Source organism: Paraburkholderia domus (assembly GCF_905220705.1).
Taxonomy (GTDB): domain Bacteria; phylum Pseudomonadota; class Gammaproteobacteria; order Burkholderiales; family Burkholderiaceae; genus Paraburkholderia; species Paraburkholderia domus.
The window spans coordinates 168,465-182,232 of sequence record NZ_CAJNAT010000004.1; the positions used below are offsets into that span (position 1 = coordinate 168,465).

Here is a 13,768-nt window from a genome sequence, read left to right on the forward strand (position 1 = left end):
GCATGTGGTGGTGCAGGCAGAAGATGCGATGACCGGCGACGCACCGGGTACGTGCATCGCCGATCTTCGCCTATACGTCACGCAGAATCTCGTGAGCCGCTGGTTCACGGAACCTTAAACAGCTTCGCGCACGTGAAATCGACGAACACTCTAAGTTTCGGCGACAACTGCCGACTCGATGGCCATAGGATCGAGAACTGTCCTGGGGTGATCCGATGCTCGCCGAGCAATGTCGTGAGCATGCCCGTCGCGAGCGCGTCGCGGACCAGATCGGCGTGATCCAGTCCTCAGAAAGCGGCTGGTCGAACCCGCTCGTCGTCGGATTCCTGTTAGGCGCGGCACTGCTGGCCGCTGCGTTCAGGGTAATCGAAACGCGAGTCGCGCGGCCAATGCTTGATCTGTCTTTGTTCCGCTATCCGCGTTTTTCGTGATTCTCGGCCGCACGCGTGCCGGCGACGACTCGTCAACAGATCGTGAAAATAGAAAACGACCCCGAAATCCCGAACTATCTTCCGCGCGCCGTCCAATGGCATGATGTTGCCCTCGGTTCCTAATTCACCCCCCCTCCCGAACATGTCGAATCTGATCGTACACGGCGGCCTCCCGTTACGCGGCAAGATCGTGCCATCCGCCAACAAGAACGCTGTCCTGCCAATCCTTTGTGCCACGCTGCTTACCGACCAGCCGCTACGTCTCATCGGCGTACCTGAAATCACCGACGTCAAGAAGATCCTGGAGATTTTTCGCACGCTCGGTAGCGATGTGTCGATGGACTTTGCTACCGGCATCCTCGATTTGCATCACCACGCGACGGCATTCGATCCCGTCGCGCACAGGTTGCCTGAGGAGATGCGTTCTTCGATCATGCTGGTGTCACCGTTGCTGGCGCGTTTCGGCGTTGCCCGTCTGGAAAACGATGTAAAGGGCTGTACGTTAGGCGTCCGCGAAATTGATCCGCACGTTGAGGTGTTCGAGCGTTTCGGCGCGTGCGTCGAGCGCACGGCAGACTCGCTGATCGTGCGCGCAGCCACTCAAATGGTTGCCAATCATCATTGGCTGGACTACGCGTCGGTCACCACCACCGAGAACTTCGTGCTATGCGCGGCTTCGGCTGGCGGCACGTCTACGCTAGTCAATGCAGCATCGGAACCGCATGTGCAGGAGTTTTGCCGTTTTCTGGCCATGCTGGGTGTCGCAATCGACGGCATTGGCACATCGCGTTTGAGCGTAGACGGCGGCCGCAAACTCGGGGGCGGCGAGTTTCGGTTCAGTGAGGATTTCCACGAGATCGCGACTTTTCTCGCGCTTGGCGCAATCACCGGCGGCGACATCGTGGTCAGAAACACGGCGCCCGAGCAGTTCCCGCTGATCGACCGCACCTTCGCGAAGTTCGGCGTGCAGGTAGAGCATCGCGATGGCTGGTCACATGCTGTCCGGGAAGGCCCATTGCGAGTGCGCCGGCCTTTCACCCAGAATATTCTCACCAAGGTGGAAGCGGCGCCTTGGCCTTATCTGCCCGTCGATCTGCTCCCCATCTTCATTGCACTCGGCGTGAAGGCTGAAGGCAGCGCGATGTTCTGGAACAAGGTCTATGACGGAGCGATGGGGTGGTCCGTTGAACTCTCCAAGTTCGGTGCCCACATTTTTCTGTCGGACCCTCATCGTCTGATTACTTTCGGCGGACTTCCGTTGAGTCCCGCGAAAGTCGAGAGTCCGTACATCATTCGCGTGGCAATTGCGCTGCTCATGGTCGCCGCGAGTATCGAGGGGCGTTCGGAAATCACGAATGCGCTGCCAATCCGTCGTGCCCACCCGAATTTTGTGGAAAATTTGCGCTCGGTGGGCGCGAACGTGGAATGGACCAGCAGCGAATGATTGTCTAAGCCCTCACGCGATGCCCGAACGGCGTCACTATGTAGTGCCCGCGTTGAAACCGTCCTAGATTGATTTGCAGCCGCCACCGTACCAAATCGGGCAAAGGTATTTGTCCATCTCAGGAGTGTACGAAATGCTTGTCTATATTTTTCGGGGACCTGGTCGCGTGTTCGGCTTTACGGTAGACGAAGCGGGAGCGAATCTGCCGGCAAAATTCGCTCCTTGGGTTTCATTTAAGTCAGTGGAGCTGAGCCGGGACAAACCAACCCCAGGCGTCGACTCGGGAGAGTGTCTGGACGACATCGAGAAGTATGGGTTCCACATTACCGACGCGCACGTTCGCATTACTGACAAGGTGGTTTGATGTCGTCTTGTCACTCGCGAACGTCCGCGAAGACGATGGACGGCCGGCCTTAGACGCTGGGGCCGATGATGTCGATGAAGAGAGCAGTGCAATCACTCCAGATTGTCAGGCTCCATGCTGTCCTCCAGATTTTTTCGCAGTTTCGTCATGACACTGTGTGCTGCCTCGATGTCCTCAACAGATAACCCGTCAGAGAGGCGGTTGACCCAAGCGGCCTGAAGTCTCATGGCAGCGTCGAATGCCTCGCTCCCCTTGTCCGTCAAAACGACAAGTTGCGCGCGGCGATGGTGGGGGTTGACCTCGAATCTAACTAAGCCGTCCTCTTCCAGGTCGTTGACTATTCGTTGCACGTTTTGGCGATTGGCGCTCAGATCCCGAGCGATCCACGCGACCGGTTGAGGCTGCTGCGCCGCGGTGATTGCACCAAGGATCTGCCAGCGGGCGCTCGTGAGTCCGAGTTCCGCGACGAGGCGATCGCCTGCGATCAGAAGCCGGCTATTCAGCCTGAAAAAATCGAGTATGAAGCTCGTCAGGGTCTCGCCGGCAGGCGTTCTTTTCATCTTACGCATCTGTCACCATTGAAGTAAATTGACATCATAGTGTCAATGCACTATACATCAGTCATGTCAAATTGACACTGTGCAGCCAACTTAACGGAGTCACTATGCCGCAATTGCGCCCACTTGACCCTTCTTTCCCGATCGAACGTCAACTCGCCACGGACGCCGCCCCCGTTGTACTGGTCAACGTCTTCACACTGGATCAGGCCGATGAGCAGGTCTTTCTCCAAGTCTGGCAGGACGATGCGGCGTTTATGAAGCAGCAGCCCGGCTTCATTTCGACACAACTTCATCGCGCAATCGGAGAAAGTCCGACGTACCTGAACTATGCTGTGTGGGAGTCTACCGCTCACTTTCGAGCGGCATTTGCCCATCCGGAATTCAGGGCGAAGCTCACCGCGTATCCTTCGTCGGCGGTCGCTTCGCCGCATCTGTTCCAGAAGGTTGCGGTGCCAGGTATTTGCGTCGGTTAGTGGGGCGTTACCATCGGGCGCGATCTCGGAAGCGCACCTGCTCCTGCACCAGAACCACCGACCCGTGGCCATAAGTAACGGTAAAGCAACGGTAAAGAAACGGAGACACTCATGAAAGTAGGATTCATCGGCCTTGGCGTGATGGGGCAGCCGATGGCGCTCAATCTCGCGCGTGCGGGAACGGCACTGATGGTGTGGAACCGCAGCCCGGAACGTTGCGTCGCGTTGCGCGACGCAGGTGCGCAGGTTGCAGACAGCGCCAGCGACGTCTTCCGGCAGGCACGCATCGTCATCCTGATGATGGCGACTGATACGGCGCTCGATGAGGTGCTCGGCCGCCACACCGCAGATTTCGCGACGAACGTCGCAGAGCATACGATCGTGCACATGGGGACGACGTCGGCCGACTATTCGCGGGCTCGAAGCCGACATCCGCGCGGCGGGAGGACGATACGTCGAGGCGCCCGTCTCGGGCTCACGCAAGCCGGCCGAAGCGGGACAACTGGTGGCGATGCTGGCGGGCGAGCCGGCGGCCGTCCAAGAAGTGCGTCCTCTCCTCAAGCCGATGTGCCACGAAACGGTGATCTGTGGAGCGGTGCCCACGGGCCTTCTGATGAAGCTGTCGGTCAACACGTTCCTGATTCCGATGGTGACCGCGCTTGCCGAAGCGTCGCATCTCGCGCGGCGCTATGGGCTCGACATGAAGCAATTCCAGGCAGTGCTCGACGCGGGGCCGATGGCGAGCAACGTATCGCGCGTGAAGGTCGACAAGCTCGTGAACGAGGATTTTGCGGTGCAGGCCTCGATCCTCGACGTGCTGAAGAACAACCGGCTCGCGGCCGAAGCGGCGCGCAATGCAAATCTCGCTTCGCCGCTGCTGGATGTCTGCTTTGACCTGTACACCGAGACCGTCGGGTTGGGCCACGGTCAGGCCGACATGGCGGCCGTCGTGCACGCGATCGAAGCACGCACCGAGGCGAGGGGGAATGGCTCGCGGGCTTGCGAACCGACAGGCCGGCATCCGTGATCTTTCGCGCGCATGCACGAGGTTAGCGTACGAGTCGATATCGGCGCGACATCTGGTCATCTACAAACGAGCGACAACTGACATCCCGAGGCAGTTGCTCGGGTAGTATGCCGCGATAGCCGTTTGCCAATCTGTCACCACGGTAGCCATTGAATGAGTACCTACACGTTCCGCCTGCTAAACGTATTTGCCGAATCGACTTTTGGTGGTAATCCGCTGTGCGTCTTCGAAGATGCAAGGGGCATGGATGATTTGACAATGCTTGCTCTTGCCGCTCAGTTCAACCTTTCCGAAACGACGTTTGTTTTACCTTCGGATCGCGCAAGTGCGCAGGTTCGCATTTTCACGCCAGGCTATGAAATGCCATTCGCTGGACATCCGGCGCTCGGCACGGCACACGTAGTGCGAGACGTCATCCAGACTGGCGACAGCCTCACTCTTGAGTTCAAGGCGGGCGTTATACCGGTAAGCGCACACGAGGACGTGTGGACCTTCGCCGCACCGCATGCAGGCAAGCCAAAAACGGCAGCCTGTACCTTGACCGACAGAGAAATTGCATCGTTACTAGGCTTGAACGAAGACGATTTGCTTACGTCGCCCATATGGGTCAACACAGGTTCAGATCAGTTACTGGTCGCGCTGAACAGCACGGATGCGGTTCGCCGTGCACGGCCCGACAGCGCGCGTTTGGATATTTGGCCGCAAAGCAGTCTCGGTCGAAAAACTGCCTACGTGTTCGCGTTTGATTCTGCCCGGCCGGGAAGAGTGCTGTCGCGTTATTTCTTTGCAAAGCAAAGCGGCGGTATTTCGGAAGACCCGGGCACGGGCTCAGCCTGCGCAAACCTGGGTGGTTGGCTGCTCGCCAACGGGGAGAAATTGCCGGCGGCATTTGAAATCGAACAGGGCGAAGCGGTAGGGCGCCCCAGTCTGCTGCGGCTTTCAGTGATCGAGAGCGGTGAAATCCATGTGGGCGGGCGTGTCATTGAGATTGGGCGAGGTGCAATCACCCTGTAGCTTCGGCATGCCGACTGCTTGATAACCGTTTTGAGACATTTCTGCAGGTGCCCCAAACCGCCCCAAAGGGGCTCACGTATTCGGCGGCCGCGCTACCCAGAGGCCGCTGGCGAGGCCACTTTCTGGCTAGAGGGCGACGCTGTGCCTAACGCACGTCAGCGGAATCTTCCAGCCTTCGCAACGTAACGCAACTCTTTCAGCAGTGCCGCCTCCAGTACTGGCGACGAGAGCGAAAGAAATAGAGCCTCTTCGGTGCCCAGTGGGTGTCCGGTGATTTTTTAGGCGCTGATATTGATGACTGAGCCGACCGTTACGCCCTGTGTCGTGCCGGAACCCGTAGCGGTTTGTGACGGCGATGGCGAAGAATTCGCCAATGCGCTCAGCGCGCCATGCGCGTGAAGATGATGGACGCTTTTGCCAGGACTGCTCTGTGACGTTGCCGTCTTCAGGTGAGCCGCGAAACTCGGCTGGCTTGATTCACTCGCTGACGTGTGACCCGTCAGCTTCGACAGCCCGGAACTAACGGCGCTGCTCACGCCGCTGAGAAGTGAGGCTGCTGCACCGATTGGAATCATGTCGACGTCCGTCAGAATGGGGCAACCGAAATGCCCGCGCGTTCGAACTATACCGAGTTTTCTCGCGACCCCCGTGAAATTTTTACGTCGCCTGGCGCGTCGGCGCTCTGGTATTTATCGTGCTCGATGAATGCGCGCAATTTGGGCAAGACCCACCAGCAGTAATCTTTCGATATCCTTGCATGGGTTGTCGACAATCGGGATTGGGAGGGGTGTCCATTGCATCTCGCCCAGGAGCAGACGCTGCAGCGATGCCGCCGAGAACGGCAAGCCTGCCCTGAGGGCGTTCACTGCTCCGCGCTGGCACCGGTTAGGGCTCGTACCCGGCGTTCATCGGCGGCGAGATCGCGCGCATTTCCCGAATACACGATGCCGCCATCGTCTAGCACGTAAGCATAGTCGGCGATCTCGAGGCTCATGCGTGCGTTCTGTTCCACCAGCAGTACCGATATCCCCTCATCGCGCATCTGCGACACGACTCGAAACACCTCCCGGACGATCAGCGGGGCCAGGCCTTGCGATGGCTCATCGAGAATGAGCAACCGGGGATTGAGCAGGAGTGCGCGGGCAATCGATAACATCTCCTGTTCGCCGCCGGAGAGCAGGCGCCCGCGGTTGAACTTGCGTTCGGCCAGGCGCGGAAACAGCTCGTAGATCCGCGCGATCGTCCACGGTCCGCCGCGCTCCAGCGGGACCTTCAGATTTTCCTCGACACTGAGATTGGCGAAAATTCTTCGCCCCTCTGGTACGTAGCCGACGCCACACGCGGCGATCCGGAAGGTTGGCCAGCGCGTGGTATCCGCCCCGAAGATCGTCACGCGCCCCTGGCGCGCGGGCGTCAAACCTACGAGGGTACGCAAGGTCGTGGTCTTGCCGGCCCCATTGCGACCGAGCAATGCCGTGATTCGGCCCTCCGCAACCTCCAGGCTCACGCCGTGCAGGATGTGGCTCTTGCCGTAGTAGGTATGCAGCCCTTCGGCGGCGAGTGCGGCGGTCATGGGGCAACCTCCGTGCGTCGCACTTCGGTGTGAGCTTGCTTGGAGCGGTCCGGCGCGGCGCTCATGGGGCAACCTCCGTGCTTCGCACTTCGGTGTGAGCTTGCTTGGAGCGGTCCGGCGCGGCGCTCATGCTGCGTTGCCCAGATAGGCAGCCTGTACGGCCTCGTTGGAAGCGATCTCCTTTGGCGAGCCTTCGGCGAGGAGGCTGCCCTGGTCGAGCACCGTGATTCGATCGGCCAGATGGAAGACCACGCGCATGTCATGCTCGATCAGCACGATGGTGAAATTGCCGTCGCTGTGCAGGCGGTGCACGAGTTGCGTAATCTCGTGAGTTTCCTGATCGCCCATGCCGGCGGTGGGCTCGTCGAGTAACAGCAGGCGCGGCCGCAGCGCCAGCGCCATTGCGATCTCGGCAATCCGCTGGTCGCCGTGCGGAAGCTCTCCAACCAGGTGGTGCGATTTACCGGCAAGACCCGTAAGCTCAAGCGTTTCCTCGACGTGACGACGAACCCGCGCCCGCTCGGCGTTGCTGATCCACGGGCGCAGGCGAAAACCCTCCGTCACCTCTGCACTAATGCGCACGTTCTCGAATACCGTCAGTTCGGGAAAAATCTCGGTGATCTGAAACGTGCGGGCGATGCCGGCCGCAACGCGCCGATACGCAGGAAGCGTCGTGATGTCGAGTCCGTCGAACACGATCGTTCCCCTGCTCGGCGGAAAAAAGCCGCTGATGAGATTGAAGAAGGTGGTCTTGCCCGCGCCGTTCGGCCCGATGACAGCGCGCAATTCGCCCTTCTCGACGGTGAGCGATACGTCACGCACTGCGGTCAGGCTGCCGAAGCGCTTGCTGACGTTCCTGACTTCGAGCACGGTCATTGGCGTGCCTTCGTGCTATGCACTGCGACGTGAGCGCCTTCGGGCGGCCGGGCGGCGCTCATGAGTCGCTCCTGTGCTGAATGAAGCCGAGCAGCCCGCGGGGGAAAAACAGCACGATCGCGACGAACAGCATGCCGACGAACGACATCCAGTTGACCGTGATGCTCGAAAGATAATCCTGCAGCACGACGAATACCGCGGCGCCGAGCAACGGCCCCCACAAGCTGCGCATGCCGCCCATGACCGCCATCATGACGAAATCGCCCGACTGGCTGTAGTGCAGCCCGCGCGGGTCGGCGAAATTGTTCAGGAGAGCGTAGAGCGCACCGGCGAACCCCATGAAGAAGCAGGACAGCGTGAAGGCGATCCAGATATGCCGGTCGACGGGGATGCCGAGAAAGCGCGCACGCTGCTCATTTTCGCGGATCGCGATCATGGTGCGTCCGAACGGGGAGCGCAGGATGAAACCCATTACGCCGATCGCCAGCGCCAGGCAAAACAGCACAAAGTAGTAGAAGGCATTGGCGTTCGACAGGATGTCGATCCGGGCGATGCCGAGATCGAGCGGCTGGCGCGAAAAGCCGCGCAACCCGTCGTCGCCGCCGGTGACGGAGCTCCATTGGAAGGCGATGTAGTAGAAGACCTGCCCGAACGCGATGGTGACCATCGCGAAGTAGACACCGCGTCGCCGTGCGATGAGCGCGCCCAGCAGTGTGCCGGCAATGCCGCCGAGCAGCGTGCCGCACAGCAACGCGAGCGGCGTGCTCGGCGCGAGAAACTTCAGTGCGAGGCCGGCGCCGTAGGCGCCGAGCCCGAAATACGCAGCGTGTCCGAAGGACAGCACACCGGTAAAACCGAGCAGGAAGTTGACCGACATGGCGGCCAGTCCGAGCACGAGCACGCGCGTGCCGAGCGCGGTGTAGCCGCCGAGCGGCGGCATCCAGTAGGGCGTCAGCAAGAGCACTGCCCAGAGTGCTGCGATGACGACGAGCCGGCGAGGGTGGCGAGTTTCGCTCATGTCATCATGCCTTCTTCACCGAGCAGGCCGCGTGGTCGGATCAGCAGGACCACGGCCATCAGCACGTACATGATGGCCTCGCTCGCCGCAGGGAGGAATACCGCGGTGATGCCCGAGGCAACGCCGATCAGCAAGCCGCCGAGCAGCGTACCGGTGAGGCTGCCAACCCCGCCGACGATGATAGCGATGAAGCTCGGCATCAGGAGGCCGGTGCCCATCGTCGGCTCCAGCCCGAGCTGGCCCGCAGCGAGCACGCCGCTCAGACCTGCGAGATAGATGCCGGCGGCGAAATTGAGCGCGCGCAGCCTGCCCACGTTGATGCCGAGCGCCGCGACGGTCTCGAGGTCGAGCGTGCCGGCCCGGATCCGTATGCCGAGCCGGCTGTAGCGCAACAGCAGGAAGAGCAGTGCAACCGCGAGGGTGACAGTGCCGACCATGAACAGGCGGTAGCCGGTGATAAAGAAGAGTTCGTTGCTCAAGGGCTGAGCCAGCGCCGGCGGAATCGTGACAGGCTTGCCCTGCGCTCCCCAGATGAAGCGGGTGCCGTCCTCGATCATGAAGGCGAGGCCGAACGTCAGCAGCAGACTGTAGAGCGGATCGCGCCCGTAGACCCGCCGGATGAGTACCCGTTCGACGGCGAGACCGATGACGGCCGTGCATATCGGCGCGATCAGCAATGCACCCCAGAACCCGACATACGGCGTGATCGTATAGGCAATGTAGCCGCCGATCACGAGAAAGCCGCCGTGGGCGAAGTTGATCACGTTGCTCAAGTTGAGAATGAGCGACAGGCCAAGCGCCATCAGCACGTAAAACGCACCGATGATCAGCCCGTTGGTGACGTTGAAGAGGAGTAGTTGTGTCATCGGCCGCTCATGTCGAGACGCAACCCGTGCACGAGCTGCGTCGGGCAGCCTGGGTCGCTGTGTTGCCGCACATGCGTGTCAGGTTCATACCAACGGCTGCCTGCACTACCGCGCGGAGATCGTCTTTGGGATCAGGTCGGCCACTGAAGCTTGCAGCCGGTCGCGGCTTCGGGCGGTGCTGTCTTGTCGCCGGCGACCACGCGATCGACACGGAACAGATCCTCCGGGTCGCCCGCCGGCTGAGAGAGCGCTTCGCCGACGAAGGCGGAGGTCATCAGCTGGTGGTCTCCCTTGCGGTAGTAGCACTTGTTGGGCTGCAGCTTGACGTCGTCCGCGAGTTCGAACCCGCCGAGCGCTTCGGCGAGTTTTTTCGCATCGAGGCTCTTTTCCTTGTTGGCGATCGCGGCGAGCGTATGAACCGATGTGTAGCCAAACCAGTGGCGTGCGGTGGGGACTTTGCCGTTGTTCACTTTGCGGATCTCGGCGACGAACTTGTCGACGCCTGAGACGCCCGGCTGCTTCCAGTACCATTCGAACATCCAGATGCCGACGCGTGCCTCCGGCGGCATCGCTTCGAGCGATTCGAGTTCCTGCTGAAGCCCGGCAACGTGCATCTGCTTGCCGATGCCGAACTGCGCGACCTGCTTCAGGCAGTTGACCATGTCGGAACCTTGCGGCAGTACCAGCAGAACATCGGGGTTGGCCGCGCGCGCCTTGATCAGGTATGCAGAGAAATCGGTCGTGCCGAGTGGCGTGAGTTCGTTGCCGGTCATCGTGCCGCCGAGCTTTTGCAAATCCGCCAGCGCGGCCTTCTGCAGCGTATGACCGTAGGCGTAGTCCGGCGTAATGAAATGCCACTTCTTGCCGTACTTGGTGAAGAGGAGGTCGGCGACCGCATTGGCCTCCATGCTGGTCGTGTTGCAGACGCGATATACGTTCCACTTGCAATCGCTGCCTGTGATCGTGTCGGTGTGGCCGCCCGAGACGATGTGCAACACCTTCTTCTCGTTGGTCACCTGGGCGATTGCCTGAGCGACGCCTGAATTCACATCTCCGATCAGGAACGTGACCTGATCTCGATCGATCAGCTTGCGCGCCTTCTGCACGCCGGTGCCGACGTCGTTCGCCGAGTCTTCTACCAGCAGTTCAATGGGACGCCCGAGAATGCCGCCGTTGGCGTTGACCTGTTGCACGGCGAGCCTGGCGCCCATCACTTCATTCTGTGCAACTGCAGCATAAGCGCCGGTCAACGGATCGACCATGCCGATGCGCAACGGCGTCTCGCCGCGTGCCTTGATGATGAAAGGTGCGGCGAGCTGCAACGCTGCAGCAGCAGCGGCCCCCTTGAGCACCGTACGTCGACTAACAGCGCGGATATGGCCCGGAGTCTTCATAGGGGTTCTCCCTTATTTCTTCACGTCGAACCGGTCAAACACCTGCATTTTTAACCGAAGCGTGAGCATCCCCGGTTAATAGAATCTTGATCTTGTTAGATAGGATCCACAAGTACTCGTTATCCCACCGGCTGGCTAGCGGATATCCGCTTTAGCGAAATTGGGGCGTCCCCCGCAATCATCTCCGCTTTGGTTGCTGTCGATTTCACCCTAGACCCGCGCGGCGGCCGCGCGGGGAGCCAGTCGCACGCACGAATTTGGACGGCTCTTTTGATCACGGTGTCCAGCGATAAATGATGACGCTGGTCCCGTTGTAGTTGTCTTTCGTGACCACATACTCCCCAGTCGACCGACGGTACGATCTAAGGCCGTACATCGAATCCACGTCATTGCCAACGTACACGGTATTGGGGTTGCTGTTGATCAACGTGGTGTCCAGGCTGCCAGTGATCAGATTGAAGGCATCGATATTGGGCACAGTGTGTACGTATCCGACAAACAGATAGTTGCCGGCCGCCGTGATCGACTTGGGATTGGCGCCGGTGAGATTGATCACGGGATTGGGAACGGTCGTGTTGCCTGCGAGCCAACCGTGATACACCTCGATTCGTGTTCCGATCGACGTCCAGTCCGTACTCCCGAGAATGCCCTGTGCCAGGATCATCGTGTCGCTTTCGGGCAGGTAGATGATCCGCGTCAACGGCGTGATCGTGCCCGGAATGGGTGTTGCAATTCCTGCTCCCCAACTCGGCTGACCGTTGGCATCGAAGCCCGTCAGCGGATAGTGCCAAATGGCATTCGTCTTGTCCAAACCGGCCCAGACATCCCCTTTGCTGTCGAGGCAGAATCCGTCCCTGACCGGTGCGGTCGCATTGAACGCCGTACCTGGAAGCGTGGCGTCCGGTATCGCGATGTAGCCATTCGCAGCATTGAAGTGGAAAAAGTAAAAGGTATCGGGATTCTGGCCGGACGCTACGAGGATCCGATTGGCTCCGACGGCGGCAAGTTGACCGAAGTGCTCATCCCGTGAGCGATCGTTGATGTTGATGCGTGGATCGGACGGATAGTCGATCGGGTCGACAGTGTTCGCTACGAAGGTTCCCCCAGCGGTGCCGCTGTAAATGTTGGTGCCTCCATAGAAGTACGCGCCGTCAGTACTCGGGTCCGGAGCGGCAACCCCCTCGAAGTTGAGCGACTGAAGCTTCCATTGCAGGTGGCCAAAACTGTCGTAGGAGTGAATGTCGGTGCCGCCGTCACGGCCAAGGTCCCAGCTTCCGCCCCACGGGTTGTTGAGTACGTACAGGTTGCCGGCGGCATCTTTGCCGATGCCGGTGACGCGGGTAAAACGCTTATCGCCAACCTGACCTTTGATTCCCGTTGTCGTATCGAGATATCCCCCCTGAATACCAAATGTCCTGACCAGAATTGGAATACCCAGAATGTTGTAGATCTTGATGTTCATGTCGGGGCCCTCGTCGCCGATCATGAGACACCCAGTCGACGAATCGAAATACAGCGAGGACGGTCGAGAGGCGAGGGACATCTGGATGGTATTCACGAGCACGCCGGCCGGATTGAATTCGAGGATCGCGCCGGCACTCTTCTGCGCAACCCAGATGTTTCCTGCGCTGTCCACCGCGAGCGCGCCGGGGCCTGAGACGGCGATATCCTGCCGCCAGACACCGTCGGTGGTATAGACGCGGACGCGATTTCCAGGAAAGTCGCTCGCATAGAGGAGCGAGCCTGACGTCGCGAGTCCCGTGATGACATCACCCACCTGCTGAGTCGTTGTCGCGCTGACCGAGATGAAAAAGTCGCGAGTTTGAGTGGTTCGGTTGTACCGCCCCACCGCGCCGCTGCCGTACGTGGTATTAAACTGCAGAGCGGCGAAGATCGAAGTTGCATTACCCGTAATGGCGCTGCCCTGAAACTCGCCGTGACCTCCGATGGACCCCAGGCTTTGACCGTTCTGGTATATCGCGACACCCCCTTCGTTTTCGTCCCACATGGAAGCCGTGTAGATGACGCCCTCGGGCGCTATCCACATGGAACGCGCGACGCTACCCACACGGGTAGCGTTGGTCCCGAATGTGTTTGCCACCCAGTCGGTGGTGTACTGTCCCTGGCACTCCGGCGCAAGTGTAGCGATCAGCAGTGCGGCGAGGAACGTGACATAGATTCGTTTCATGATCGGCAAGCGTGCCCTCCTGAGGCAGCTGATTTCGGGGATTGCGGATTGGCCCATGCTCCGCTCGCCGCTTCAGCTCGCGTCTGTCCAATTCAACGCAGCGCTCGATCGGTATATCGGCGAAGTGCGGAAAAGGTTGAGCGGTTCGGGGTGGCAAGCGTGGCCCGCGAGAGGGTGATTTTTCGCGAAGCGGAGGTGCGGCAAGGGCCGATTACCGAAGTTCGGGGCCGTTGGGCGTCTGACTGGACTCGGCCGACTGCCGAACTTCCGGGCTCGCCAGGTCGTCGGGCGAAGTTGCCCAGATTTATAACAATGTCTCAGGTTGAACGCTTACCGAGTCTTCAGTTGGCGCTCCATCTCCGACACCAGTTCGCGCTGCGTCGTGGCGCCCGCGCCGGCGAAGTTCCAGATCTTCCCGCTGTGCGTCGCCATATCGCGGCCTGGCAAGGAGAAGCCCGTTCTGGATTTCCTCACCTTCGTCCGACGCTGTTTATTGGTCATGAGCCGCTTCACACCGCTCCCAAATACGGCGTTACGCGC

13 protein-coding genes and 2 pseudogenes are annotated in these 13,768 nt (G+C 60.2%); 6 read left to right on the forward strand and 9 right to left on the reverse strand.

Annotated features, from left to right (window positions below):
- Positions 1-104 precede the first annotated feature (104 nt).
- Positions 105-269: pseudogene (locus KHO31_RS39235) on the reverse strand (LysR family transcriptional regulator); the annotation flags it as partial.
- Between KHO31_RS39235 and KHO31_RS10990 the strand changes: the two are divergent.
- The 3 genes from KHO31_RS10990 to KHO31_RS11000 all read left to right on the forward strand — a co-directional run bounded on the left by KHO31_RS10990 (position 216) and on the right by KHO31_RS11000 (position 2,239).
- Positions 216-431 carry a hypothetical protein gene (locus tag KHO31_RS10990; RefSeq protein ID WP_321207312.1) on the forward strand — a complete coding sequence of 72 codons (216 nt, stop codon included), beginning with the start codon at positions 216-218 and terminating at the stop codon, positions 429-431. The pseudogene KHO31_RS39235 and the gene KHO31_RS10990 sit on opposite strands and share 54 nt — an antisense overlap.
- Before the next feature lie 142 nt (positions 432-573).
- Positions 574-1,875: a UDP-N-acetylglucosamine 1-carboxyvinyltransferase gene (locus KHO31_RS10995; protein ID WP_211623296.1), complete on the forward strand. Its 1,302-nt coding sequence runs from the start codon at positions 574-576 to the stop codon at positions 1,873-1,875.
- A gap of 133 nt (positions 1,876-2,008) precedes the next feature.
- Complete coding sequence (locus KHO31_RS11000) at positions 2,009-2,239, forward strand: hypothetical protein (RefSeq protein ID WP_201074535.1); 231 nt, start codon at positions 2,009-2,011, stop codon at positions 2,237-2,239.
- A 92-nt stretch (positions 2,240-2,331) separates the two neighbouring features.
- Here the strand turns inward: KHO31_RS11000 and KHO31_RS11005 are convergent, their stop codons facing one another.
- The gene (locus KHO31_RS11005) at positions 2,332-2,808 is read right to left on the reverse strand and encodes a MarR family winged helix-turn-helix transcriptional regulator (protein WP_211623298.1); all 477 of its coding nucleotides are present in this window, start codon (positions 2,806-2,808) and stop codon (positions 2,332-2,334) included.
- Positions 2,809-2,903: 95 nt separating this feature from the next.
- Between KHO31_RS11005 and KHO31_RS11010 the strand changes: the two genes are divergently transcribed.
- From KHO31_RS11010 to KHO31_RS11020, 3 genes and pseudogenes are all read left to right on the forward strand, one after another.
- Positions 2,904-3,272: an antibiotic biosynthesis monooxygenase family protein gene (locus KHO31_RS11010; protein WP_201074539.1), complete on the forward strand. Its 369-nt coding sequence runs from the start codon at positions 2,904-2,906 to the stop codon at positions 3,270-3,272.
- Between the two features lie 111 nt (positions 3,273-3,383).
- Positions 3,384-4,299: pseudogene (locus KHO31_RS11015) on the forward strand (NAD(P)-dependent oxidoreductase).
- A 153-nt stretch (positions 4,300-4,452) separates the two neighbouring features.
- Positions 4,453-5,313, forward strand: a complete 861-nt coding sequence (locus KHO31_RS11020; protein ID WP_211623300.1) for a PhzF family phenazine biosynthesis protein — start codon at positions 4,453-4,455, stop codon at positions 5,311-5,313.
- An 862-nt stretch (positions 5,314-6,175) separates the two neighbouring features.
- Here the strand turns inward: KHO31_RS11020 and KHO31_RS11025 are convergent.
- The 7 genes from KHO31_RS11025 to KHO31_RS11055 all read right to left on the reverse strand — a co-directional run bounded on the left by KHO31_RS11025 (position 6,176) and on the right by KHO31_RS11055 (position 13,729).
- The gene (locus KHO31_RS11025; RefSeq protein WP_211623302.1) at positions 6,176-6,886 is read right to left on the reverse strand and encodes an ABC transporter ATP-binding protein; all 711 of its coding nucleotides are present in this window, start codon (positions 6,884-6,886) and stop codon (positions 6,176-6,178) included.
- Between the two features lie 126 nt (positions 6,887-7,012).
- Positions 7,013-7,762: an ABC transporter ATP-binding protein gene (locus KHO31_RS11030; protein WP_211623304.1), complete on the reverse strand. Its 750-nt coding sequence runs from the start codon at positions 7,760-7,762 to the stop codon at positions 7,013-7,015.
- A 58-nt stretch (positions 7,763-7,820) separates the two neighbouring features.
- Positions 7,821-8,780: a branched-chain amino acid ABC transporter permease gene (locus tag KHO31_RS11035; RefSeq protein ID WP_211623306.1), complete on the reverse strand. Its 960-nt coding sequence runs from the start codon at positions 8,778-8,780 to the stop codon at positions 7,821-7,823.
- Positions 8,777-9,646 carry a branched-chain amino acid ABC transporter permease gene (locus tag KHO31_RS11040; RefSeq protein ID WP_201074549.1) on the reverse strand — a complete coding sequence of 290 codons (870 nt, stop codon included), beginning with the start codon at positions 9,644-9,646 and terminating at the stop codon, positions 8,777-8,779. Before KHO31_RS11040 ends, KHO31_RS11035 begins: the two co-directional genes overlap by 4 nt.
- Positions 9,647-9,777: 131 nt before the next feature.
- Positions 9,778-11,040, reverse strand: coding sequence for an ABC transporter substrate-binding protein (locus tag KHO31_RS11045; RefSeq protein WP_201074550.1), 1,263 nt, complete (start codon positions 11,038-11,040; stop codon positions 9,778-9,780).
- 274 nt (positions 11,041-11,314) lie between these two features.
- Positions 11,315-13,228, reverse strand: a complete 1,914-nt coding sequence (locus KHO31_RS11050) for an SMP-30/gluconolactonase/LRE family protein (RefSeq protein ID WP_236071206.1) — start codon at positions 13,226-13,228, stop codon at positions 11,315-11,317.
- Positions 13,229-13,558: 330 nt separating this feature from the next.
- A complete protein-coding gene (locus tag KHO31_RS11055; RefSeq protein ID WP_201085666.1) occupies positions 13,559-13,729 on the reverse strand; it encodes a hypothetical protein in 171 nt (56 codons plus the stop codon).
- Positions 13,730-13,768: the final 39 nt, after the last annotated feature.